Origin of the sequence: Paraburkholderia sediminicola (assembly GCF_046027825.1) — a bacterium.
GTDB lineage: Bacteria > Pseudomonadota > Gammaproteobacteria > Burkholderiales > Burkholderiaceae > Paraburkholderia > Paraburkholderia sediminicola_D.
This window is the reverse complement of the sequence record NZ_JAQQDU010000107.1, coordinates 1-18962: the sequence shown is the minus strand read 5'-3', so window position 1 is coordinate 18962 and position 18962 is coordinate 1. Positions and strand designations below refer to the sequence as shown.

Genomic DNA, 18962 nt, shown 5'->3' with positions numbered 1-18962 from the left:
ACGGATCGCATATGGTCGAAAGTCTGATCTCGGATATTCTGTTTGGCTTCACCGGGCTGATCAGCATCATCAACCCAATCGGCATGGCATTCGTTTTTCTCGACCGGACCGCATCGCTCACCACAGAAGACCGCACCGCGCTCGCCAAGAAAATCGCCTTCAACGTCATGTGCGTGTTGCTCGTCGCCTTCTTTGTCGGCACCCCGATTCTCCATTTTTTCGGCATCTCCATGGAGGCACTGCGTATCGGCGGGGGCCTCGCGGTCGCAGTCGGCGGCTGGCAGATGCTCAACGCGCCCGACACGCAACCGGCGGAGCAGCCGGCGGTCAAGCGCGTGGATTCGGATAACGCCATGTCGAAGGCGTTCTTCCCACTGACCATTCCACTCACCACCGGGCCGGGCTCGATCGCCACCGCGATCGCGCTGAACGCGAACCGCACCCATAAGCTTTCGGCGTTCGTGCTGTCGAGCATCGCGTCGGTGGTGATCTCGGTCCTGGTGGCCTTGACCGTCTACCTGATCTACAGCCGGGCGGTGGTGTTCGCGAAGTATCTCGGCGTGGACGGCACCAAGGTCGCGATGCGCGTCTCATCGTTTCTGCTGCTGTGCATCGGCGTGCAGATTATCCTGACCGGTTTCTCGGAGTTCCTCATACCGATCGCCCAGATGCCACCCGTGGTCAAATAGCGAACGGCGGCGCGCGCGCCTATTCGAGGCTGTGCGAGGTTCGTCGGACATCTCGTCGTGACAGGAGGAAATCTCATGTGCCGCTGGCTCGCTTATACCGGCAACCCGCTTCAACTCGAAACGGTGCTGTTCAACGCCAAACACTCCCTGATCGACCAGAGCCTGCACTCGCAGCTCGGCCAGACCACCACGAACGGCGACGGGTTCGGCATCGGTTGGTACGGTCATCCGACCGACATCCCATTTCGCTACCGCTGCATCCAGCCCGCATGGAGCGACCGCAATCTGCGCGAGGCCGCGCGGGCGATCCGCGCGCCGCTGTTCGTCGCGCATATCCGTGCGGCCACCGGCACGCCGTCGCAGGAAACTAACTGTCATCCGTTCCGTTACGGCCGCTGGCTCTTTATGCATAACGGGCTGGTGCGTAACTTTCCGGTGGTCCGCCGCGACCTGATGCTGGCGATCGACACTGAGTTGTTCCCGTCCGTTGAAGGCTCGACGGACTCCGAGGTGCTGTTTTTTCTGGCGCTGACCTTTGGTCTCGAACTGGCGCCGGTCACCGCACTTGAGCGGATGGTGGGTTTTGTCGAGGACGTCGGGCGCAAGCACGATATCGATGAGCCGCTGAACATGACCGTTTGCGCAACCGACGGCGAACAGATCGTCGCGGTTCGCTATTCGAGCGAGAGACAATCGCGGTCGCTCTTTCATAGCACCTCGTTCCGGCATCTGCACGAACTGTATCCGGACGACCCGCGCATCGCAGCGGTGGGTGACGATGCCTTCCTGGTGTTGTCGGAGCCGCTCGCGGATCTGCCGGGCTGGTGGGAGGAGATTCCGGAGAGCACAGCCCTGGTCGCGCGGGGCGGCGAGATCGAGCAGTACTCGTTCGAACCCAAACTGGTCGAACCCAAATTGGCGTAGTGCGGCGCGGCACGCCGGATTGTAGCCATTCACGATCCGCGAACCGGCGTTTTGCTGCGCTAGCGCGTCAGCAGCATCGAACTCAACACCGAGAACACCGTCGACGGCAATTCGGCCAACCGGCTCACTACCACGTTGTGCGGATAGAAATCCTCGACGGCATCGGTCAGCACGCCGATCCCCAGGAGTTCGATGCCGCGCTTCTGGATCGCCGCGACGCGTTCGCGCAGATCGTTGCGCAAGACTTGCGGGTCGCCGTCGCCGGTCGACGGATAGCCGTCGGAGAACACGATCAGGATGCGTCGCTCGGCGTGATGATCGGCCAGCCGCGTGGCGGCCCAGGCCAGCGCTTCGCCGTCGGGGTTCTCATGGCCGCAATCGATTCTGGCGATGCCGCTCAAATCCGTCGCGCCAAAGCGTTTGTAGACTTTCAGGTCGAGCCGTTCGACAAAGCGGTTATAGCGCCGCAAATCCGCGCCGGCCGCCCGTTGCCGCTCATACAGTTGCTTCATCGGCGCGGACTCGAGCGAGCAATAGCCAAGCACCTCGCAGTCGAAGGACAACTGCGTCAGCGCATCGCACAGCGCGGTCGCGCACAGGCGCGCGAGTTCGATCTTGCGCCCGGCCATCGAACCGCTGCGATCGATCAGCAAGGTCACGGCGACGTCGCGCCCTTTGGCCGCGCGCTGCGTGCGAAACGGCGTACGGTAACCGGGCGACGTTGCGAGCTTCGCCAGCGCGGTGCGATCGATTTCGCCGCGCTCCTGCTCGCGGCGCCAACGGGTGCGTTCGTCGGCGCTCAGCGCGCGTTCGAGTTTTTCTTTGAGCGGCGCGGTATCCGCGCGGGCCTGTGCGCGAAGCTCGCGCCATGTTGCGCTATCGCCCTGACCGGTGAGGTCGGTGATTTCATCGAACTCGGTGGCGAGCGGAATCGACAACTGCATGCGAGCTGTGTCCGATGCGGCACCGGCAACGCCATCGGAACGTGCCGATGGCTGCTGCGCATCGGCCAGCGATTGCCCCATGCCCACCGCATTCTCCGCTTGCGCGCCGCCGCCTTTATCGGATGGCGGCGAGGCGGCGTTGTCCTGGTCGGGCAGGACCGTGTCGTCATCATTGAGCGGCTCGGACGAAGAAGCGGCGGTTTCCGTGTCGATGTCTTCAACCGGGTCCGCAGTGAACACCATGCTGTTGACATCGCCCGCTGACAAAGCCCGCACGCGCGCCACCAAGGCTTGCGCCGCCCCAATGCTATGGGTGCTCGAGCGGCTGTTGCGCGCCTCGTCCAGCAGATCCTGCGAGGCGTGCAGTGCGGCCAGCAGTGAGTGGACGGCTTCGGTGCGGGTTGGCTGTTCGTCCCACAGCGCGCGCTCCACCAGCCAGACCAACCGGTCGCGCCAATGCAGCTTCGGCCAGCGCTGCCGTGCCTGTCCGGCGGCATGTTCACGCAGTTTGCCGATGAACCAGCGTGCGCCCGGATACTCGTCGAGCAATTGCGCGCACACGCGCCGGTCCTCGATCACCTGCGCGAGATTCGCCGTAACACCGCGAGGCATCGCATCCATCTGCGCGAGCGACGAGTGCTTGGCGCGCGCCACCAGCAGATCCAGATAGCCGATCAGCACGTCGCGCTCGACGCCGCCGCTCAACTCATAGTCGGGAATCACGATCCGGCCAGGTTCTACTCGCGGCCCATCCGGACTAAAGGCGACCGTCACGCCATATTGTCCGGTCAGCACGCGCGCCACCTTGCTGAGCGTCGATTCAAACGCGAAGCCTCGCGTGTCGCGCGTTGGGTGCATTGCGTTCATGGCGATCGCTGTGCTCGCTCGGTGTGTTCGCTTGATAGGCTCAGATCGCGTCAGGCGGCCGGCGCGATGTGGTGGCGAACGATACCGCGAATCAGCGCCGCATCTTCGGGACTGACCTTCGCATAGATCGCCGGACCGGCGGCGCGTTCGGGGTCGCCGGTGCGCAGCATCAGTTCGGCCCAGTCGAGCAGGCGCCGCGTGGAGAATGCGCTCGACAGGTCTTCGCGGGCGAACGCCGCGCGGCAGTCGGCGGCAATCGAGGCGAGGGTGGTGGCGAGCGCGCGTGTCATATGCGGGGCGAGGGTGCGCATCAGCACGTCGGCTTCTTCGGCGGGCGTCAGATAGTCCAGCATGTAGACACGCCAGCGATCGAGAAACGCCTCGTTCATCAGATTGGCACCCTGATACAGATGACGGAACTGGCTCATCGCACCGACCGCATTTGCCGTAGCGAACAGCCGGAACGCAGGATGCGGCGCGACGATCTCATTGCCTTTTTCTTTCAGCACGAGGCGGCCGTGCGGTTCGAGCACCGCGGTCAAGGCGGCGAGAATGGACGGTTCGGCGAAATCGATTTCATCGACGATCAGCCACAGGCCTTCGCGCATCGCCGTGGGCAGCACGCCGTCCACCCAGATCGTCTCGCCGCCCTTGACCGTCCAGAAACCGACAAAATCGCCGACGGTGGTTTGCCCATTCATGTTCGAGCGCAACACGCCATGATCCGAGCGCGCGGCCACCTGTTCGATCAGGCTGGTCTTGCCGGCGCCGGTGTGACCGATCAGCATCACGCGCCGGTTCTCGACGATATCTTCGACAATGTCGTTAAAGCGTTCGGAGAAGAGATAGGCCGGATTGACGCGCGGCACGAGCGGGTTGTGCACACCGCAAGGCACGTCGACATGACCGATGCGTACGGTTTCGCCGGTGCCCTCTACCTGCGGATGACGCTTCGCCGCCGAGGCCAGCGCCGCAACGCGCTGCAACTCCGGCATGAAGGCCACCCGTTCTGCTGTGCCCGCGTCGTCCAAGACGTCGGGCGTATCGATCGCAAAGCCCTCGCGGCGCCACTTCTTCAGCTTCGCACGCAGGTTTTCCGCGTCCACCACCAGATCGATATCGACGGATCCGGCGCCGTTGCCATCATCGACCCCATGCTCCAGCCGATAGTTTTCCGGCCGGTCCGCCAGGCTGACGCGCCACCATTCCGCGCCGGTTTCGGTCGCGCGTTGGTAAAGGCCCAGGTTTTCGTCTTCGGTCAGTTCAGGCGCGGTCATGGCAGGTGGCAAATGATGAAGGGTCAACTAACAAATAATGCGTTTCCATTTGGCTGAGACCAAATGACCGACTATCTTATCGTGAGTACCTTTCGATCTGCCGGGCAGTGATTTCCTTTCGGGGCGCGCCAATTCAACGGCAGATTTTCAATGTCGAGCGCGCCGTCTGCAAAAGTTTATTGTGTCAAACGGATAGGCTATGAAGCGTCGATCACCTATAGTGCGTGCGCGAAGCGTGTAGTTTTACAACATCCTATTTCAAACTGATTCGGTCCGGCATCACGCCGGCATAACCTGGCATGCGCAACAGGTCATTGCCCATGCCGTTCTGTTGCCTACCCGAGGCCCGCAGTGGGGCCTTGTACTGCTGGTCTGCGGCTTGGCGCATTCGAATCGTGGTGTGAGTGGCGTGGCCGGGCGAGTAGTTTTGAGTCATCTGCAGTCGGCTTTACCCATCATTTCGACAGAAGAAACTCACGGCAAAACAATGAGACTACATACAAAATTAATCGCTGCCCTGGCGGTGGCAAGTCCCCTGGCATACGGTCAAACCAGCGTGACCTTATATGGCCGTCTCGACGGCGGCGTGGAATATCTGAATCACATCAACAATGGCACGGGCGGCAGTTCGAGCCGTTGGAGTGCGGAAGGCGGCGATTGGGGCACCAGCATGCTGGGCCTGAAAGGCAATGAAGATCTGGGCGGCGGGCTGAATGCGATCTTTAACCTGGAAACCGGTCTGCAGATCATGAACGGCACCACCAGTGGCGGACGGTTATGGTCACGGCGCGCGTTCGTCGGTTTGAAGGACAATCAGTGGGGCACGCTGCAGGCCGGGCGCAATCTGTTCATCGATAGCGACGGGGTCTGGGAATTCGACCCGTTCGTGCAGCAGGCATTTTCGTCGGCGTCGCTCGTGCGTGGGCGCAACTGGCAGCAGACCAGCAACAACGTCGAATATCACAGCCCGGTGTTAGGGGGCTTCGACGTCCAGGCGCAATACGCCCTCGGCAATCAGGCTGGCGCGTTCAACAGTGGCGCGACGGGCGAGTTTGGCCGCTCCGACGGCATCATGCTCTCGTATCACTCGCCGCTCTTCGACCTGCGCGGTATCTACGATGAGCTGCGCGACAGCAACGGTCGCTTCAGCAACATCTTCCAGGCCTCGCGCGAATATTTCGCCGGTGCGAATGTGCATTTCGACGCGTGGAAGATCCAGGGCGCCTATACGCATTACGCGGCGCCGGACACGCCGGTGGGCGTGGCCGACAGCGCCGATCACTATTGGCTGGGCGCCACGTACAACATCCAGTCGCGCTGGGCGGTGACGGCGGGCGGCTACTACATCAAGGTCGGCGACGGCGGCGGCGATGCCGCGCACGACCCGTCCGGCCACGCGATGATGTACGTGCTCGGCACCACCTACAACCTCTCGAAGCGCACCTTCGTGTACGGCACGGTGGGCTACGTGCAGAACGGTAGCAACTCGAATTTTTCGCTTGAAGCGTCGCCGCGCGATGCCGTCAATAACACGAGTCCGCTCGCGGGCGAATCGCAAACCGGCGCATACGTCGGGATGATGCATCAGTTTTAACCAGAACGCCTCACAAGGGAAAAACAACAATTGACTCCACAAGACTCTCACGACGAGTTCGCTGCGAGCGATGAACCGTCCACGATGACGCGCCGCCGCTGGCTGCAAGGCGCGCTCGCGTTGACGGCAGCCGGCCTGGCCGGCTCGCTCACGCTCAAGGCGCTGGCCGACGACTCGGCTGCCGCACCCATCGACACCTTCATGACGCTGTCGCAATCGCTGACCGCCCGGTCCGGTCTCGATCGCGCCGTCGGCACGCGCCTGCTAGCCGCGCTGCAGAACTCCACGCCCGATCTCGCGCAGCAGTTGCCGAAGCTCGCCGGCGCGCTCGCAGGCGATTCCGCCGATGCCGCGCAACAGGCGCTCGCGTTGAAGATCATGGACGCCTGGTATCTCGGCACGGTGGACAACCAGGTCGTCACGTATGAACAGGCGCTGATGTACGACGTGGTCTCCGACACGCTGATCATCCGTTCGTACTGCCCCAACAAGCCCGGCTTCTGGGCCGCCAAACCCATCGAAAGGCAAGCTTAAGCAATGGCTGACACACAACAAGCCGATATCGTCGTTGTCGGGTCGGGCGTCGCGGGCGCGATCGTCGCGCATCAATTGGCGCTCGCGGGCAAGTCCGTGATCCTGCTCGAAGCCGGGCCGCGCATGCCGCGCTGGGAGATCGTCGAGCGGTTTCGCAATCAGTTCGACAAGTCGGATAACTCGGCGCCGTATCCGTCGAGTGCATGGGCGCCGCATCCGGAATACGGTCCGCCGAACAACTATCTGATCCTGAAGGGCGAGCACAAATTCAACTCGCAGTACATCCGCGCGGTGGGCGGCACGACGTGGCACTGGGCCGCGTCCGCATGGCGCTTCATGCCGAACGACTTCCACATGAAGACCACCTACGGCGTGGGCCGCGATTGGCCGATGGCGTACGACGAGCTGGAGCCGTATTACCAGCGTGCCGAAGAAGAACTCGGCGTATGGGGCCCCACGGACGAAGAGCTCGGCTCGCCACGCAGCCAGCCGTATCCGATGGCGCCGCTGCCGCTGTCGTATAACGAGCAGACCATCAAGAGCAAGCTCAACGCATTCGACTCGCAGTATCACGTCGTGACGGAGCCGGTTGCGCGTAACAGCCGTCCGTACGACGGCCGCCCGACCTGTTGCGGCAACAACAACTGCATGCCGATCTGCCCGATCGGTGCGATGTACAACGGCATCGTGCACGTCGAAAAGGCAGAGCAGGCCGGCGCGAAGCTGATCGTCAACGCGGTTGTCTACAAGCTCGAAGTGGGTGCGGACAAGCGCATCACCGCCGCGCTCTATAAAGACCCGCAGGGCAACGAGCATCGCGTGGAAGGCAAGTACTTCGTGCTCGCCGCGAACGGTATCGAAACGCCGAAGATCATGCTGATGTCCACCAGCCACGACTTCCCGAACGGCGTGGGCAATAGCTCCGACATGGTCGGCCGCAACCTGATGGACCACCCGGGCACGGGCGTCACGTTCTACGCGGACGAAAAACTCTGGCCCGGCCGCGGTCCGCAGGAAATGACCTCGCTGATCGGCTTCCGCGACGGTGCATTCCGTGCGACCGAGGCTGCCAAGAAGATCCACTTGTCGAACCTGTCGCGCATCGATCAGGAAACGCAGAAGATCTTCAAGCAGGGCAAGCTGATCAAACCCGCCGACCTGGACGCGCAGATTCGCGACCGTTCGGCGCGCTTTGTCGAGTTCGACTGTTTCCACGAAATCCTGCCGCAGCCGCAAAACCGCATCGTGCCGAGCAAGACGGAAGTCGATGCGATCGGCATTCCGCGCCCGGAAATTACCTATGCGATCGACGACTACGTGAAGCGCGGCGCAGTTCATACGAAAGAGGTCTACGCGAACGCGGCGAAGGTGCTCGGCGGCACGGAGATCGAGTATCAGGACGAGTTCGCGCCGAACAACCACATCACGGGCGCGACGATCATGGGCAGCGACCCGCGCGATTCGGTGGTCGACAAGCATTGCCGGACCTTCGATCACCCGAACCTGTTCATCTCGAGCAGCGCGACGATGCCGACCGTCGGTACCGTCAACGTGACGCTGACCATTGCCGCACTGGCACTCCGCATGGCCGACCAGTTGAAGAAGGAAGTTTGAACGTGCTGAAAAAGACCTTTTTCTGGCTGCTGGCCGGTGCGTTGACCTGGCCCGTATTGGGGCAGGCCGACGATTCCGTTAGTGCGGTGAGCAGCAACGACACCGCGTTGATCAAACGCGGCGAATACCTCGCCACTGCGGGCGATTGCATGGCCTGCCATAGCACCGTCAAGGGCAAGCCGTTTGCCGGCGGTCTGCCGCTGAAAGTGCCGATGCTCGGCACGATCTATTCGAGCAACATTACACCGGACCCGCAAACGGGTATCGGCACATGGACACTCGCGGACTTCGATCGCGCGGTGCGCAAAGGCGTCTCGAAGGACGGCCACAATCTGTACCCGGCCATGCCGTACGTCTCCTACGCAAAGGTGAGCGACGACGACGTGAAGGCGTTGTACGCGTACTTCCGTTACGGCGTTGCGCCGGTGAACGAGGCCACGCGCCGGAGCGACATTCCGTGGCCGCTCAACATGCGCTGGCCGCTGACGGTATGGAACTGGGTGTTCCTGAAGAGCGGCGCGTACGAAGCCAAACCGAACCAGAGCGTTGCATGGAATCGCGGCGCGTATCTCGTGCAAGGCCTCGCGCATTGCAGCACCTGCCATACGCCACGCGGCTTCGCGATGCAGGAGAAGGCGCTCGACGAAACCGGCAGCGGCTTCCTCGGCGGTTCGGTGCTGGCGGGTTGGGATGGCTACAACATCACGTCGTCGGTCAATAGCGGCATTGGCGGCTGGAGCCACGCGCAGCTTGTGCAGTATCTGCAAACCGGCAGCGTGCCGGGCGTCGCGCAAGCGGCCGGACCGATGGGCGAAGCGGTCGAGCACAGCTTCTCGAAGATGAGCGACGCGGATATCGATGCGATCGCCACTTACGTGCGTACGGTGCCGGCGGTGAACGACGGCAGTTCGCAACCCCGCAGCGCATGGGGCAAACCGTCGACTGATGTCACGCGTTTGCGCGGCGTTGCGCTGAGCGACGCCACACTCGATCCGGCGCGCCTGTACCTCGGCAACTGTGCGACCTGCCACCAGGCGCAAGGCAAGGGCACGCCCGATGGCTACTATCCGCCGCTGCTGCACAACTCGACGGTGGGGGCGTCCAATCCTGGCAACCTCGTGCAGGTGATCCTGCACGGCGTCGAGCGTAAAACCGCGAGCAACGATGTCGGCATGCCGGCCTTCGCCACACAGTTGAACGATGCGCAGGTCGCCGCGCTGACGAACTACGTGACGAAGCAATTCGGCAATCCGTCGGTCACGCAGGTAAGCGAGAAGGACGTCGCGAAGTTGCGTTAGGCTGGTTGGCGCAAGCGCACTGGAATCGATTTCATTAGACGTCCAGTGCGCGCTGTTTTACTCCCCTTATTCCTGCGTAGTGTCCGTCCCACTTCGGGTGGAACGGGGATTGCTCAACCTCGGCATGCGCTCGCATGCCGTTGCGGCACCCGATGGCGCGAAACGACATCGAAACGGACGCACCGAAGGTGCAGGGATAAGGGACAACCATATGGCGCGACATAAGGCCGACGTTGCCGACGACGACTTCGAGATTTACGCCAGCTATCACGGAACAGGCGACGGCCGTTTCGTCGGTGGCTTGAAGGTCGTCAGAAAAGCCGACAGGCGGATTCTGTTTCCATTTGACGGCGCGCCGGAGATCGGCCCCTACGCGACCGCAGACGAGGCGCGCCGCGCGGCGATTGATTACGGCCGCGAGATCGTGGCCGCCGACCGCGCGGACCCGGAAAAGTAGCACGCCGGCCAGAGTCGAAAGCCGTTTGAAAGAGCATCGCCAATCATCGGTATAAATCGGTACAACGCGGCACAGGATGTAAAGCACCGTGCAGATTTGCGCGCATCGGCGCATCATCGATGAGCCTTGTGGTCCTCAAGCGCTCTTCCACGGTCTTCCAAACGAACACCGGTCGCCGACCACGCCGAACCAGTACGCGTCCCGGCGATGTCTCCAACCGCCGAACAAGGAGTGTCCCCATGCAAAACGATCCCGCCCTCGATCAGTTGTGCATCAACACGATTCGCACGCTCTCGATGGACGCCGTGCAAAAGGCCAATTCAGGTCACCCCGGCACGCCGATGGCATTGGCGCCGGTCGCCTACCATCTGTGGCAAAACCACCTTCGTTATGATCCGGACGAGCCGCTGTGGCCGAATCGCGACCGCTTCGTGCTCTCGGTGGGGCATGCCTCGATGCTGCTGTACTCGCTGCTGCATCTGGCGAATGTGAAGGCCGTGGATGACGACGGCAAGCTGACCGGTTCGCCCGCCGTCTCGCTCGACGATATCGAACATTTCCGCCAACTCGGCAGCAACACACCGGGGCACCCTGAGTACCGCATGACCACCGGTGTGGAAACGACCACCGGGCCGCTCGGCCAGGGGCTGGGCAATAGCGTCGGCATGGCGATGGCGGCGCGCTGGCACGAAAACCACTTCAACAAGCCGGACGCGCCGCTGTTCGATTATCGCGTCTACGCGCTCTGCGGCGACGGCGACATGATGGAAGGCATCTCGCATGAAGCGGCCTCGTTAGCCGGCCATCTGCAATTGTCGAACCTGACCTGGATCTACGACAGCAACCGCATTACCATTGAGGGCCACACGGATCTCGCGTACAGCGACGACGTGGAGAGCCGCTTTCGCGGTTACAACTGGCACACCCTGCACGTGAACGACGCGAACGATGCCGCCGCGCTCGAAGCCGCGTTTGTGGAAGCGAAGAGCATCACGGACAGGCCGACGCTGATCGTGGTCCACAGCATCATCGCCTGGGGCTCGCCGCATAAACAGGACACCTCCGCCGCGCATGGCGAAGCGCTTGGCGTCGAAGAAGTCGCGCTGACCAAGAAAGCCTATGGCTGGCCCGAAGACAAATTCTTCTACGTCCCGGACGGCGTGCATGAACGCTTCGCGCAGGGCATCGGCGCGCGCGGCAAGGCGGCGCGTGAGGATTGGCTGGCGAAGTACGAGGCGTACAACAAACAATACCCGGAACTGGCGCGCGAATTCGCCCAGATGGAAGCGCATGAATTGCCTGCGGGCTGGGACAGCGATATCCCCACGTTCGATGCGGATCCCAAGGGCGTCGCCTCGCGCGATTCGTCGGGCAAGGTGTTGAACGCGATCGCCGCGCGCGTGCCGTGGATGATCGGCGGGGCGGCCGATCTTGCGCCGTCCACCAAGACGAATCTGAAATTCGAAGGTGCGGGCAGCTTCGAACACGACAATTATGGCGGACGCAATCTGCACTTCGGGATTCGCGAGCACGCAATGGGCGCGGCGGTGAATGGCCTCGCGTTGTCGACTATGCGGCCGTTCGGTTCGACCTTCCTGATTTTCAGCGACTACATGAAAGCGCCGATTCGCCTGTCCGCGATCATGGAAGTGCCGGCCATCTTCGTGTTCACGCACGATTCGATCGGCGTCGGCGAAGATGGTCCGACCCATCAGCCCATCGAGCAACTGGCGTCGCTGCGCGGCGTGCCGGGATTGACCGTGCTGCGTCCGGGCGACGCGAACGAAGTCGCCGAGGCGTGGCGCGTGGCGATGTCGCATCCGCGGCGGCCGTCGTGCATTGTCGTGTCGCGTCAGGCGTTACCGACCCTTGACCGCAGCCGCTATGCGTCGGCGAGCGGCGTGGAGAAGGGGGCGTATGTGCTCGCCGATGCGCCTGACGGGCAGAAGCCCGAGGTGATATTGCTCGCCACGGGCAGCGAACTGTCGCTATGTGTCGACGCCTACGAGAAGCTCAAGAGCGAAGGGATCGCGGCGCGGGTGGTGTCGATGCCGTCTTGGGACATCTTCGAGCAACAGGATGCGGCCTATCAGGACTCGGTGCTGCTGCCCGATGTGGAGGCGCGCGTCGCGGTCGAACAGGCGGCGGCGCTGGGTTGGGACCGCTATGTCGGGCGGCTCGGCGGGCTGGTGGTGATGCATACGTTCGGCGCCTCCGCGCCGTTCGCCGACCTGAAGAAAAAGTTTGGCTTCACGTCCGAACACGTGTATGACGTGGCGAAGCAGCAGATTGCACGGGTGAAGGGAAAGAGCACCAAGGCGTAGATCGTGTTGGCAGACGTTCGCCCCGCTATCACGGCTGAGCGACCGTCTGCCTTGGTGCAACTCCGGCCTTGCCGGCTGTGCCGTCGAGTGTGTTGCGATAGCCACGCGACTGCATTTCGGCGAGCCTGCTGAGCGTTCTCGACAGATCGTGCGCGCCCTCGAGTCCGCTGAGGGCTGCCTCGATCGGCTGATCGGACGCAATGAACAGCGTGCATTTGCGGTCGTAGAAGATATCGACAAGCCATATGAGCCGCTGCAGCGTATGCGAGCTCGCAAGCCACTCGGTGTGCACCTGGTCGAGAATCAGACCCTGCCATTGCTCGGCCAGCTCCAGGTAATCAAGGTGCGAACGGCTCGCCACGCACAGGCTCTCGAAGTCCGCCCATAACAAGGCCGCACCCGCGGCGCGTGCGGCCAGCGGCCGGCCTGCTGCGCTGACGGTGGCAGGTTCCAGCGTCTCACTGCCTTCGTAGCGCACGAAAATTTGCAGGAGTGCGTCATGGGTTGCCGCGTCGAGCGGCGCAAAAAAATGCCGCTGTGCCGCTTCTTCGGCGCCGAAGCGGTAATCGCGTGCGCCGTCGAAGTGAATCACGGTGAAGCAACGTTTGATCTGTTCGATCGTCGGCAGGAAACGTTCGTGAAACTCCGGGTCGGACAGCAGGGCGTCCGGTGCGTAGTTCGAGGTCAGCACGATGCGCGTGCCGAGACCAATCGCGGTATCGAGAAAACGGCCCATGAGGAACGCATCGGCGATATCGTGCACATGAAATTCGTCGAAGCACAGCAGCTCCACGCCATCGAGCCATTGTCGCGAGACCGACCCCAGCCGATCGTCGCCGCGTGGCTCGCTGACCAGGCGCCGGTTCATCTCGCGCAGAAATTCGTGGAAGTGCAGGCGGCGCTTGCGGCAGCTTGCCAGCTCGAACACCGTATCGACCACCAGACTTTTGCCGCGGCCGGGTAGGCCGTGGCAATAGACGCCCTGGTGGAGAAGCGCGGAGCCCGAATGCGGGCGTCGCCTGTTAGCGCCGAGCAGCGTGACCAGCGATGCGATGGCGTCGCGCTGAGTTGCATCGGGAACGATGTCACGCGCGGCGAGGGCGTTGACGACCTGAACTTCATCGAGCATGGGCTGAAGTCTCCGTCCACGGCGAGCATGTTTCGTGCAGGACGGCGGCGAGGGCTGAAGTCGGGTCGGTGAGCATATTGGCGAGGCAAGCGGTTATGCCGTGATTTTAACGGTTAAACGTGGAGTAGCCGAGAAGTAACAACGGGGCACGACCGAGATGCCTGCGCGCTGACAGAGTAACAAGGGTGGCGAAGGGCTCAGGCCGTTTTGATTTCCTGCGGCGACGCCCCAGCCGCCTCGAGTCCAAATCGTTCGTATTGCGAAATCACCTGCGCGCCAAACAGAAGCAAGGTAGCGAGCCACTCGAGGCTGAACAGGATCACAATCGCCATCGTGAGCGATCCGTACACCACGCTAACCTGCGATAGCGTTGCAAAATACCACACCAGCACGTGCCGTGTAATCTCCCACAACACGGCGGCAACAATCCCGCCGAACAGCGCATGTTTGAGGGACGGCCGCCCAACCGGCATGACCATGTATATCGAGGTCAACACAAAAACCTCGCCGGCGAGGCCGAGCAGATACAACACGACGCGCGACAGTCCTTGCAATGAAACATGAAGGCCGAACAGATCGATACCCTCGGCCCCGACGGCTTCGAGCCCGCTTGATACGAACGTTACGATCAACAATCCGACGCCGAGAAAAAGGATGTAGCAATAGGGCAGCAGCGCGGAGAGCAAAAAGTGCCGCCGCCGCACCACCACCCGATGTACGAAAATCAACGACATCGCATTCTCAAGCACCGTGAACGCGAGCGAGCTGAAAAAGATCATCGTCAGCAACAGAACCCAGCCGATCACCGCGCGATGCGCCAGGAAATTGGCGAGCTCGTGTACTAGCGCAGTCGATTGTCCTGGCACCAGCCATTGCAATAAATGCCCCAGTGCAGCCAGCAGAACGTGCTGCGGCACGAGGCGTGACAACGCGATCACAATCAGAATCATTAGCGGCACAATCGACAATAGCGCGTAATACGCTACCGCCCCCGCGAGCAGCAAACCCTGGTTCGCGCGAAAGGCTTTCAACGTCTGCATGACAAATTTGCCGGGATGTTTCGCGACATAAAGTGCGTGTTCGTCGATGAAAGTGTGCATGGTTCCTCACGCCGCGCGTTGGCGGGCTACCGGAAAGGCAGCCAGTTTTAGCGCTTACCGTGCACTTCAAGCAAGAACGCAGCCATCCCGTGATGGCAATCGAGCGAACAGACCGTACAACGGGACGGCTTCCAGCGCATTCATGCGGGATAACCCGCGGGCAGGATTCCTTAACGCAATGCCGCCTTGCCGACAAATTTCGCGTTTGTCTTCAACTGAAGTTTGAGTGTTTTCCCCAAGTCGCTGCGACTATGTTCGCCCGTATATAACGGGCTGATAATGTCGAGGTGAACACGAGGCTATGCGCAATGCACGCGGCAAGGGCGGCGTGCACGAGGGAAGTGCGTTTCATCCATATTTCGACGCAATGTTTCGTGTTTGCGCACGATGTATCGGGAGGAGTCAAGAGAGCATAAATCAGGAAGCGGCGCTCCGCCCAGTACGCTATGGTGATGGGTAACGCATGTGTGGCGGCGCATCGGGCGAAGCGTGGCGAAAACCGAAGCGAACGCCTCGCGAGCGATAAGCACGTGCTACGCGGCGGGAGCGAATCTTGCAAGCATATTCACCAGTGCCCAAAGACGGCACCAGGAAGAGACCAGGGAGAATACGGTGACGTTCGACGATAGAATGGACGAGAACGACGACGTCGTGGTCTGGCGGCCTATTCAGTATGCGATGGCATCAAACCGTCGCGTGCTCGTGGTCGACGACTACCTGGAAGCGGCCGAAGCTTTGCAGATGCTCCTGAATGCAGATGGCTTCGAGTGCCGCGCGCTGGAAGATCCGTTCGCCGTGTGCGGCATGGCCTGTGAATGGCAGCCGTTCGCCGTTGTGCTCGACATCAAGATGCCGGGCCTCGACGGGCTTGAGTTGGCCCGCCGCCTGCGGGCCGACCCGTTGACTTCGGACATGCTGCTCGTGGCCTGTACGGCTTTTGCTTCGCGCGAAGACCGGGCGCGAGCCAAAGCCGCTGGTTTCGACGCGCATTGCGCCAAACCCCTGACGCCAGAACGCATCTTACGGGTGCTCGAGTCGGCCGCCGCGCTGCACGCGATCGGGCCGCCGTAAAAACGGCGTATTGGTTGAAAAGCTCGAGACAATTTGAAAAGATGTTTAGTGACGTTTTCCCGTAGTTGCAGCCCGTCAAGGCAAGCGATCGGATTCCCACGACTCGCAACGGCGAGTTCTTAGGCAAAAACCCTAAGCGCAAAACGCATCATCCGCGTCGTGTCGCCACAACACGCGCAGTACGCAATTCATCAATCCGCTGTGATGTCCTCTCCGGTGAGCCGGTTCTGCAGGCGCTCCCTAAGCCCGCGTCATTCATGGCTTCATTCATTTCGACGGCGAACGCGTCGCGCGCAGTGCTTGCACGCGGCATTCGTGCGTTGCTCCATGATCGCCTGAACGGCGCCAGGGCGTAGGGTGTGCTGCAGACCCGAGCGCGCTGCGAGCGCAACGCTCGGGTCTGGAATTTGCTCAACCGGCAAGCTTGCGCACTTGAAACACGCGCGCCGGCGTCCTCAGCTTCCACAGGTATCCCTATGTCATCCCAGACCAGCTACTCGACGCGCATCGCAGAAGGCACGCCTTTCCCGCTTGGTGCGACGTGGAACGGAAGCGGTGTCAACTTCGCGCTGTTTTCAGCGCATGCAACCAGGGTCGAACTGTGTCTATTCGATGAATCCGGTGAAACGGAGATCGAACGCATCGAGCTCCCGGAGTACACGGACGAGGTCTGGCACGTGTTCGTGCCGAATCTCAAACCTGGTGCGGTGTACGGCTATCGGGTGCACGGCCCCTATGAACCGGAAAAAGGACATCGCTTCAATCCGAACAAACTCCTGCTCGATCCCTACGCCAAAGCGCATATCGGCGAGCTTAAGTGGGCGCCGGAAATCTTCGGCTATACGCTCGATTCGGAAGACGGCGACCTGTCATTCGACGAGCGGGACAGCGCACCCTTCGTGCCGAAGTGCAAAGTGGTCGACGCCAACTTTTCGTGGAGTCATCCGGAACGTAATGCGCTGCCGTGGGATCGCGCGATCTTTTATGAAACCCATGTGCGCGGTTTTACAAAACGGCATCCCGACGTGCCGGAGAATTTGCGTGGCACTTTTGCCGGACTCGGGCAGCAGGTCGTGCTCGACTACATCAAAGGCCTGGGCGTTACGTCGGTCGAACTGATGCCGATTCAAACGTTCGTCAACGACAGCTATCTGCTCGACAAAGGTCTCACCAATTACTGGGGCTACAACACGATCGGCTTCTTCGCGGCCGATCCGCGCTTCTTTGCATCGTCGATTGATTCGGTGGGCGAATTCAAGGAAATGGTGGACCGTTTCCATAACGCCAACCTCGAAGTCATTCTCGACGTGGTCTACAACCACACTGCCGAAGGCAACGAGCGCGGTCCGACGATTTCCTTCAAAGGCATCGACAACGCGTCCTACTACCGGTTGATGCCCGATGAACCCCGCTATTACATCAACGATACCGGCACCGGCAATACGCTCAATCTGTCCCATCCACGCGTCTTGCAGATGGTCACCGACAGCCTGCGCTACTGGGTGACCGAGATGAAAGTGGACGGTTTCCGTTTCGACCTCGCCACAATTCTCGGCCGCGAAACGCATGGGTTCGACGAAGGCGGCGGGTTCCTCGACAGTTGCCGGCAGGACCCGGTGCTCTCCGCCGTGCGGCTGGTCGCCGAGCCATGGGACTGCGGTCCCGGTGGCTACCAGGTGGGTGGCTTTCCGCCCGGCTGGGCAGAATGGAACGATCGCTTTCGCGACACCGTTCGCGGGTACTGGAAGGGCGACGAAGGCGAGGTCCCTGATCTCGCCAAACGCCTGACCGGCTCGGGCGACAAGTTTAATCATCGCGGGCGCCGCCCATGGGCGAGCGTCAACTTCGTCGCCGCGCACGACGGCTTCACGCTTAACGATCTGGTTTCTTACAACGACAAGCACAACGAAGCCAACGGCGAAGACAACAAGGACGGCCATTCAGACAACAAGTCATGGAACATGGGCGTCGAAGGTCCGACTGACGATTCGGACATCCGTCAACAGCGCGAGCGCCAGAAACGCAATCTGCTCGCCACGCTGCTGCTCTCGCAAGGCACGCCGATGATTCTCGCGGGCGACGAATTCGGCCGCACGCAGAAGGGCAATAACAATGCATATTGCCAGGACAACGAGATCAGCTGGGTCGATTGGGAGGGCGTCGACGACGACGGACGCGCGCTGACCGAGTTCGTCAAGAATCTGACCACGCTGCGCCATCGTCTGCCGGTGCTGCGGCGTGGGCGCTTTCTCAGTGGGGAATACAACGAGGCGCTTGAGGTGACCGACGCGCGTTGGCTCTCGCCAGACGGTACCGATCTTTCGCAGGAACAGTGGGACGATCCGTCGATGCGCTGCTTCGGCCTCGTGATCGACGGACGCGCTCAGGCGAGCGGTATTCGGCGCCCCGCGTCCGATGCGACCTTGCTGCTGGTGCTGAACGCACATCACGACGTGGTCAATTTCACGCTGCCTGACATTCCCGAAGGCGATCAGTGGACTTGTCTGCTGGATACGAACATGCCGGTGCGCGCCGGGTTGCCTCAATTCAGTGCCGGCGACGCCTATCAGGTGACAGGCCGTTCGTTGCTGCTGTTCGCACTTGACGCGCCAAGCCGCGCGACGCAACGCGTGTTTGATCGTCTGGAAGAACAACTTACCAGCGACGAAAGTGAACACCCCGCGGCAACGTGACGAGGTTAGGGCGGGGCGCGAGCGCCAGCGGTCGGGTATAGCGCTTGCTCGATTCCCGATAGCTGCGCGCCCGTCACTTTTTTCGACAGGCGCGCGGCACGGGTGTCGGACTTCGTCAGCGCCAACCAAGGGTGATCAAATGGAACAGGAACAAACGTCTCGAGAAGAACAGATTCGTACACGCGCTTACTACCTTTGGGAGCAGGCGGACGATCCGAAAGGCACGCCTGACGAGTACTGGGAGCAGGCGCGGGACGAAATCGAGAAGGAAGCGCCGCCGACAGAAAGCGACCCGGTGGTTGAAGCACCGAAGAAGTGAAAATGCGCCGGCACACAGGCCGACGCATAACTGGCAGCAGTATCGAAGCAAAACACCGAGGCAGCAGCAAGTCGCGTCGTGGGGGGGGGGGCCCCGCGCAAGCACCCCCCCCCCCCCCCCCCGGGGCG

At 61.7% G+C, this 18962-nt stretch carries 15 protein-coding genes; 11 read left to right on the top strand and 4 right to left on the bottom strand.

Annotated features, from left to right (window positions below):
* Nucleotides 1-11: 11 nt before the first annotated feature.
* Together PQQ96_RS35790 and PQQ96_RS35785 are read left to right on the top strand one after the other, a co-directional pair.
* On the top strand, nucleotides 12-689 hold the full coding sequence (locus PQQ96_RS35790) for a MarC family protein (protein ID WP_408301244.1): 678 nt from the start codon (nucleotides 12-14) through the stop codon (nucleotides 687-689).
* 75 nt (nucleotides 690-764) lie between these two features.
* Nucleotides 765-1613 carry a class II glutamine amidotransferase gene (locus tag PQQ96_RS35785; protein WP_408301242.1) on the top strand — a complete coding sequence of 283 codons (849 nt, stop codon included), beginning with the start codon at nucleotides 765-767 and terminating at the stop codon, nucleotides 1611-1613.
* Nucleotides 1614-1672: 59 nt separating this feature from the next.
* Here the strand turns inward: PQQ96_RS35785 and PQQ96_RS35780 are convergent, their stop codons facing one another.
* Together PQQ96_RS35780 and PQQ96_RS35775 are read right to left on the bottom strand one after the other, a co-directional pair.
* Nucleotides 1673-3424, bottom strand: coding sequence for a cobaltochelatase CobT-related protein (locus tag PQQ96_RS35780; protein WP_408301240.1), 1752 nt, complete (start codon nucleotides 3422-3424; stop codon nucleotides 1673-1675).
* A gap of 50 nt (nucleotides 3425-3474) precedes the next feature.
* Nucleotides 3475-4701: an AAA family ATPase gene (locus PQQ96_RS35775; protein WP_408301238.1), complete on the bottom strand. Its 1227-nt coding sequence runs from the start codon at nucleotides 4699-4701 to the stop codon at nucleotides 3475-3477.
* Between the two features lie 487 nt (nucleotides 4702-5188).
* On the opposite strand from PQQ96_RS35775, the gene PQQ96_RS35770 reads away from it, so the two are divergent.
* From PQQ96_RS35770 to tkt, 6 genes are all read left to right on the top strand, one after another.
* Nucleotides 5189-6295, top strand: a complete 1107-nt coding sequence (locus PQQ96_RS35770) for a porin (protein WP_408301236.1) — start codon at nucleotides 5189-5191, stop codon at nucleotides 6293-6295.
* An 84-nt stretch (nucleotides 6296-6379) separates the two neighbouring features.
* Entirely contained in the window at nucleotides 6380-6829 is a 450-nt protein-coding gene (locus PQQ96_RS35765; RefSeq protein WP_408301260.1) for a sugar dehydrogenase complex small subunit, read from the top strand.
* A gap of 3 nt (nucleotides 6830-6832) precedes the next feature.
* Nucleotides 6833-8443 carry a GMC family oxidoreductase gene (locus PQQ96_RS35760; protein WP_408301234.1) on the top strand — a complete coding sequence of 537 codons (1611 nt, stop codon included), beginning with the start codon at nucleotides 6833-6835 and terminating at the stop codon, nucleotides 8441-8443.
* 2 nt (nucleotides 8444-8445) lie between these two features.
* On the top strand, nucleotides 8446-9741 hold the full coding sequence (locus PQQ96_RS35755; RefSeq protein WP_408301232.1) for a cytochrome c: 1296 nt from the start codon (nucleotides 8446-8448) through the stop codon (nucleotides 9739-9741).
* 211 nt (nucleotides 9742-9952) lie between these two features.
* Nucleotides 9953-10198 carry a DUF6723 family protein gene (locus tag PQQ96_RS35750; protein ID WP_408301258.1) on the top strand — a complete coding sequence of 82 codons (246 nt, stop codon included), beginning with the start codon at nucleotides 9953-9955 and terminating at the stop codon, nucleotides 10196-10198.
* A gap of 239 nt (nucleotides 10199-10437) precedes the next feature.
* The gene (gene tkt / locus PQQ96_RS35745) at nucleotides 10438-12522 is read left to right on the top strand and encodes a transketolase (RefSeq protein ID WP_408301231.1); all 2085 of its coding nucleotides are present in this window, start codon (nucleotides 10438-10440) and stop codon (nucleotides 12520-12522) included.
* 28 nt (nucleotides 12523-12550) lie between these two features.
* On the opposite strand, the gene zapE is transcribed toward tkt, so the two are convergent.
* Nucleotides 12551-13651 (bottom strand): cell division protein ZapE, encoded by a 1101-nt coding sequence (zapE, locus tag PQQ96_RS35740; RefSeq protein WP_408301229.1) that lies wholly within the window; start codon nucleotides 13649-13651, stop codon nucleotides 12551-12553.
* A 197-nt stretch (nucleotides 13652-13848) separates the two neighbouring features.
* Entirely contained in the window at nucleotides 13849-14751 is a 903-nt protein-coding gene (locus tag PQQ96_RS35735) for a YihY/virulence factor BrkB family protein (protein WP_408301227.1), read from the bottom strand.
* A gap of 612 nt (nucleotides 14752-15363) precedes the next feature.
* On the opposite strand from PQQ96_RS35735, the gene PQQ96_RS35730 reads away from it, so the two are divergent.
* The 3 genes from PQQ96_RS35730 (at nucleotide 15364) to PQQ96_RS35720 (ending at nucleotide 18834) form a co-directional block, all read left to right on the top strand.
* Complete coding sequence (locus PQQ96_RS35730) at nucleotides 15364-15822, top strand: response regulator (protein ID WP_083674764.1); 459 nt, start codon at nucleotides 15364-15366, stop codon at nucleotides 15820-15822.
* A 476-nt stretch (nucleotides 15823-16298) separates the two neighbouring features.
* Complete coding sequence (glgX, locus tag PQQ96_RS35725) at nucleotides 16299-18515, top strand: glycogen debranching protein GlgX (RefSeq protein ID WP_408301225.1); 2217 nt, start codon at nucleotides 16299-16301, stop codon at nucleotides 18513-18515.
* A gap of 139 nt (nucleotides 18516-18654) precedes the next feature.
* A complete protein-coding gene (locus PQQ96_RS35720) occupies nucleotides 18655-18834 on the top strand; it encodes a DUF2934 domain-containing protein (protein WP_408301223.1) in 180 nt (59 codons plus the stop codon).
* Nucleotides 18835-18962 lie beyond the last annotated feature (128 nt).

Bases quoted from the DNA above. Each gene is read 5' to 3' on its own strand.
- PQQ96_RS35790 (WP_408301244.1), top strand. From the start codon at position 12: ATGGTCGAAAGTCTGATCTCGGATATTCTGTTTGGCTTCACCGGGCTG.
- PQQ96_RS35785 (WP_408301242.1), top strand. From the start codon at position 765: ATGTGCCGCTGGCTCGCTTATACCGGCAACCCGCTTCAACTCGAAACG.
- PQQ96_RS35780 (WP_408301240.1), bottom strand. From the start codon at position 3,424: ATGAACGCAATGCACCCAACGCGCGACACGCGAGGCTTCGCGTTTGAA.
- PQQ96_RS35775 (WP_408301238.1), bottom strand. From the start codon at position 4,701: ATGACCGCGCCTGAACTGACCGAAGACGAAAACCTGGGCCTTTACCAA.
- PQQ96_RS35770 (WP_408301236.1), top strand. From the start codon at position 5,189: ATGAGACTACATACAAAATTAATCGCTGCCCTGGCGGTGGCAAGTCCC.
- PQQ96_RS35765 (WP_408301260.1), top strand. From the start codon at position 6,380: ATGACGCGCCGCCGCTGGCTGCAAGGCGCGCTCGCGTTGACGGCAGCC.
- PQQ96_RS35760 (WP_408301234.1), top strand. From the start codon at position 6,833: ATGGCTGACACACAACAAGCCGATATCGTCGTTGTCGGGTCGGGCGTC.
- PQQ96_RS35750 (WP_408301258.1), top strand. From the start codon at position 9,953: ATGGCGCGACATAAGGCCGACGTTGCCGACGACGACTTCGAGATTTAC.
- tkt (WP_408301231.1), top strand. From the start codon at position 10,438: ATGCAAAACGATCCCGCCCTCGATCAGTTGTGCATCAACACGATTCGC.
- zapE (WP_408301229.1), bottom strand. From the start codon at position 13,651: ATGCTCGATGAAGTTCAGGTCGTCAACGCCCTCGCCGCGCGTGACATC.
- PQQ96_RS35735 (WP_408301227.1), bottom strand. From the start codon at position 14,751: ATGCACACTTTCATCGACGAACACGCACTTTATGTCGCGAAACATCCC.
- glgX (WP_408301225.1), top strand. From the start codon at position 16,299: ATGTCATCCCAGACCAGCTACTCGACGCGCATCGCAGAAGGCACGCCT.
- PQQ96_RS35720 (WP_408301223.1), top strand. From the start codon at position 18,655: ATGGAACAGGAACAAACGTCTCGAGAAGAACAGATTCGTACACGCGCT.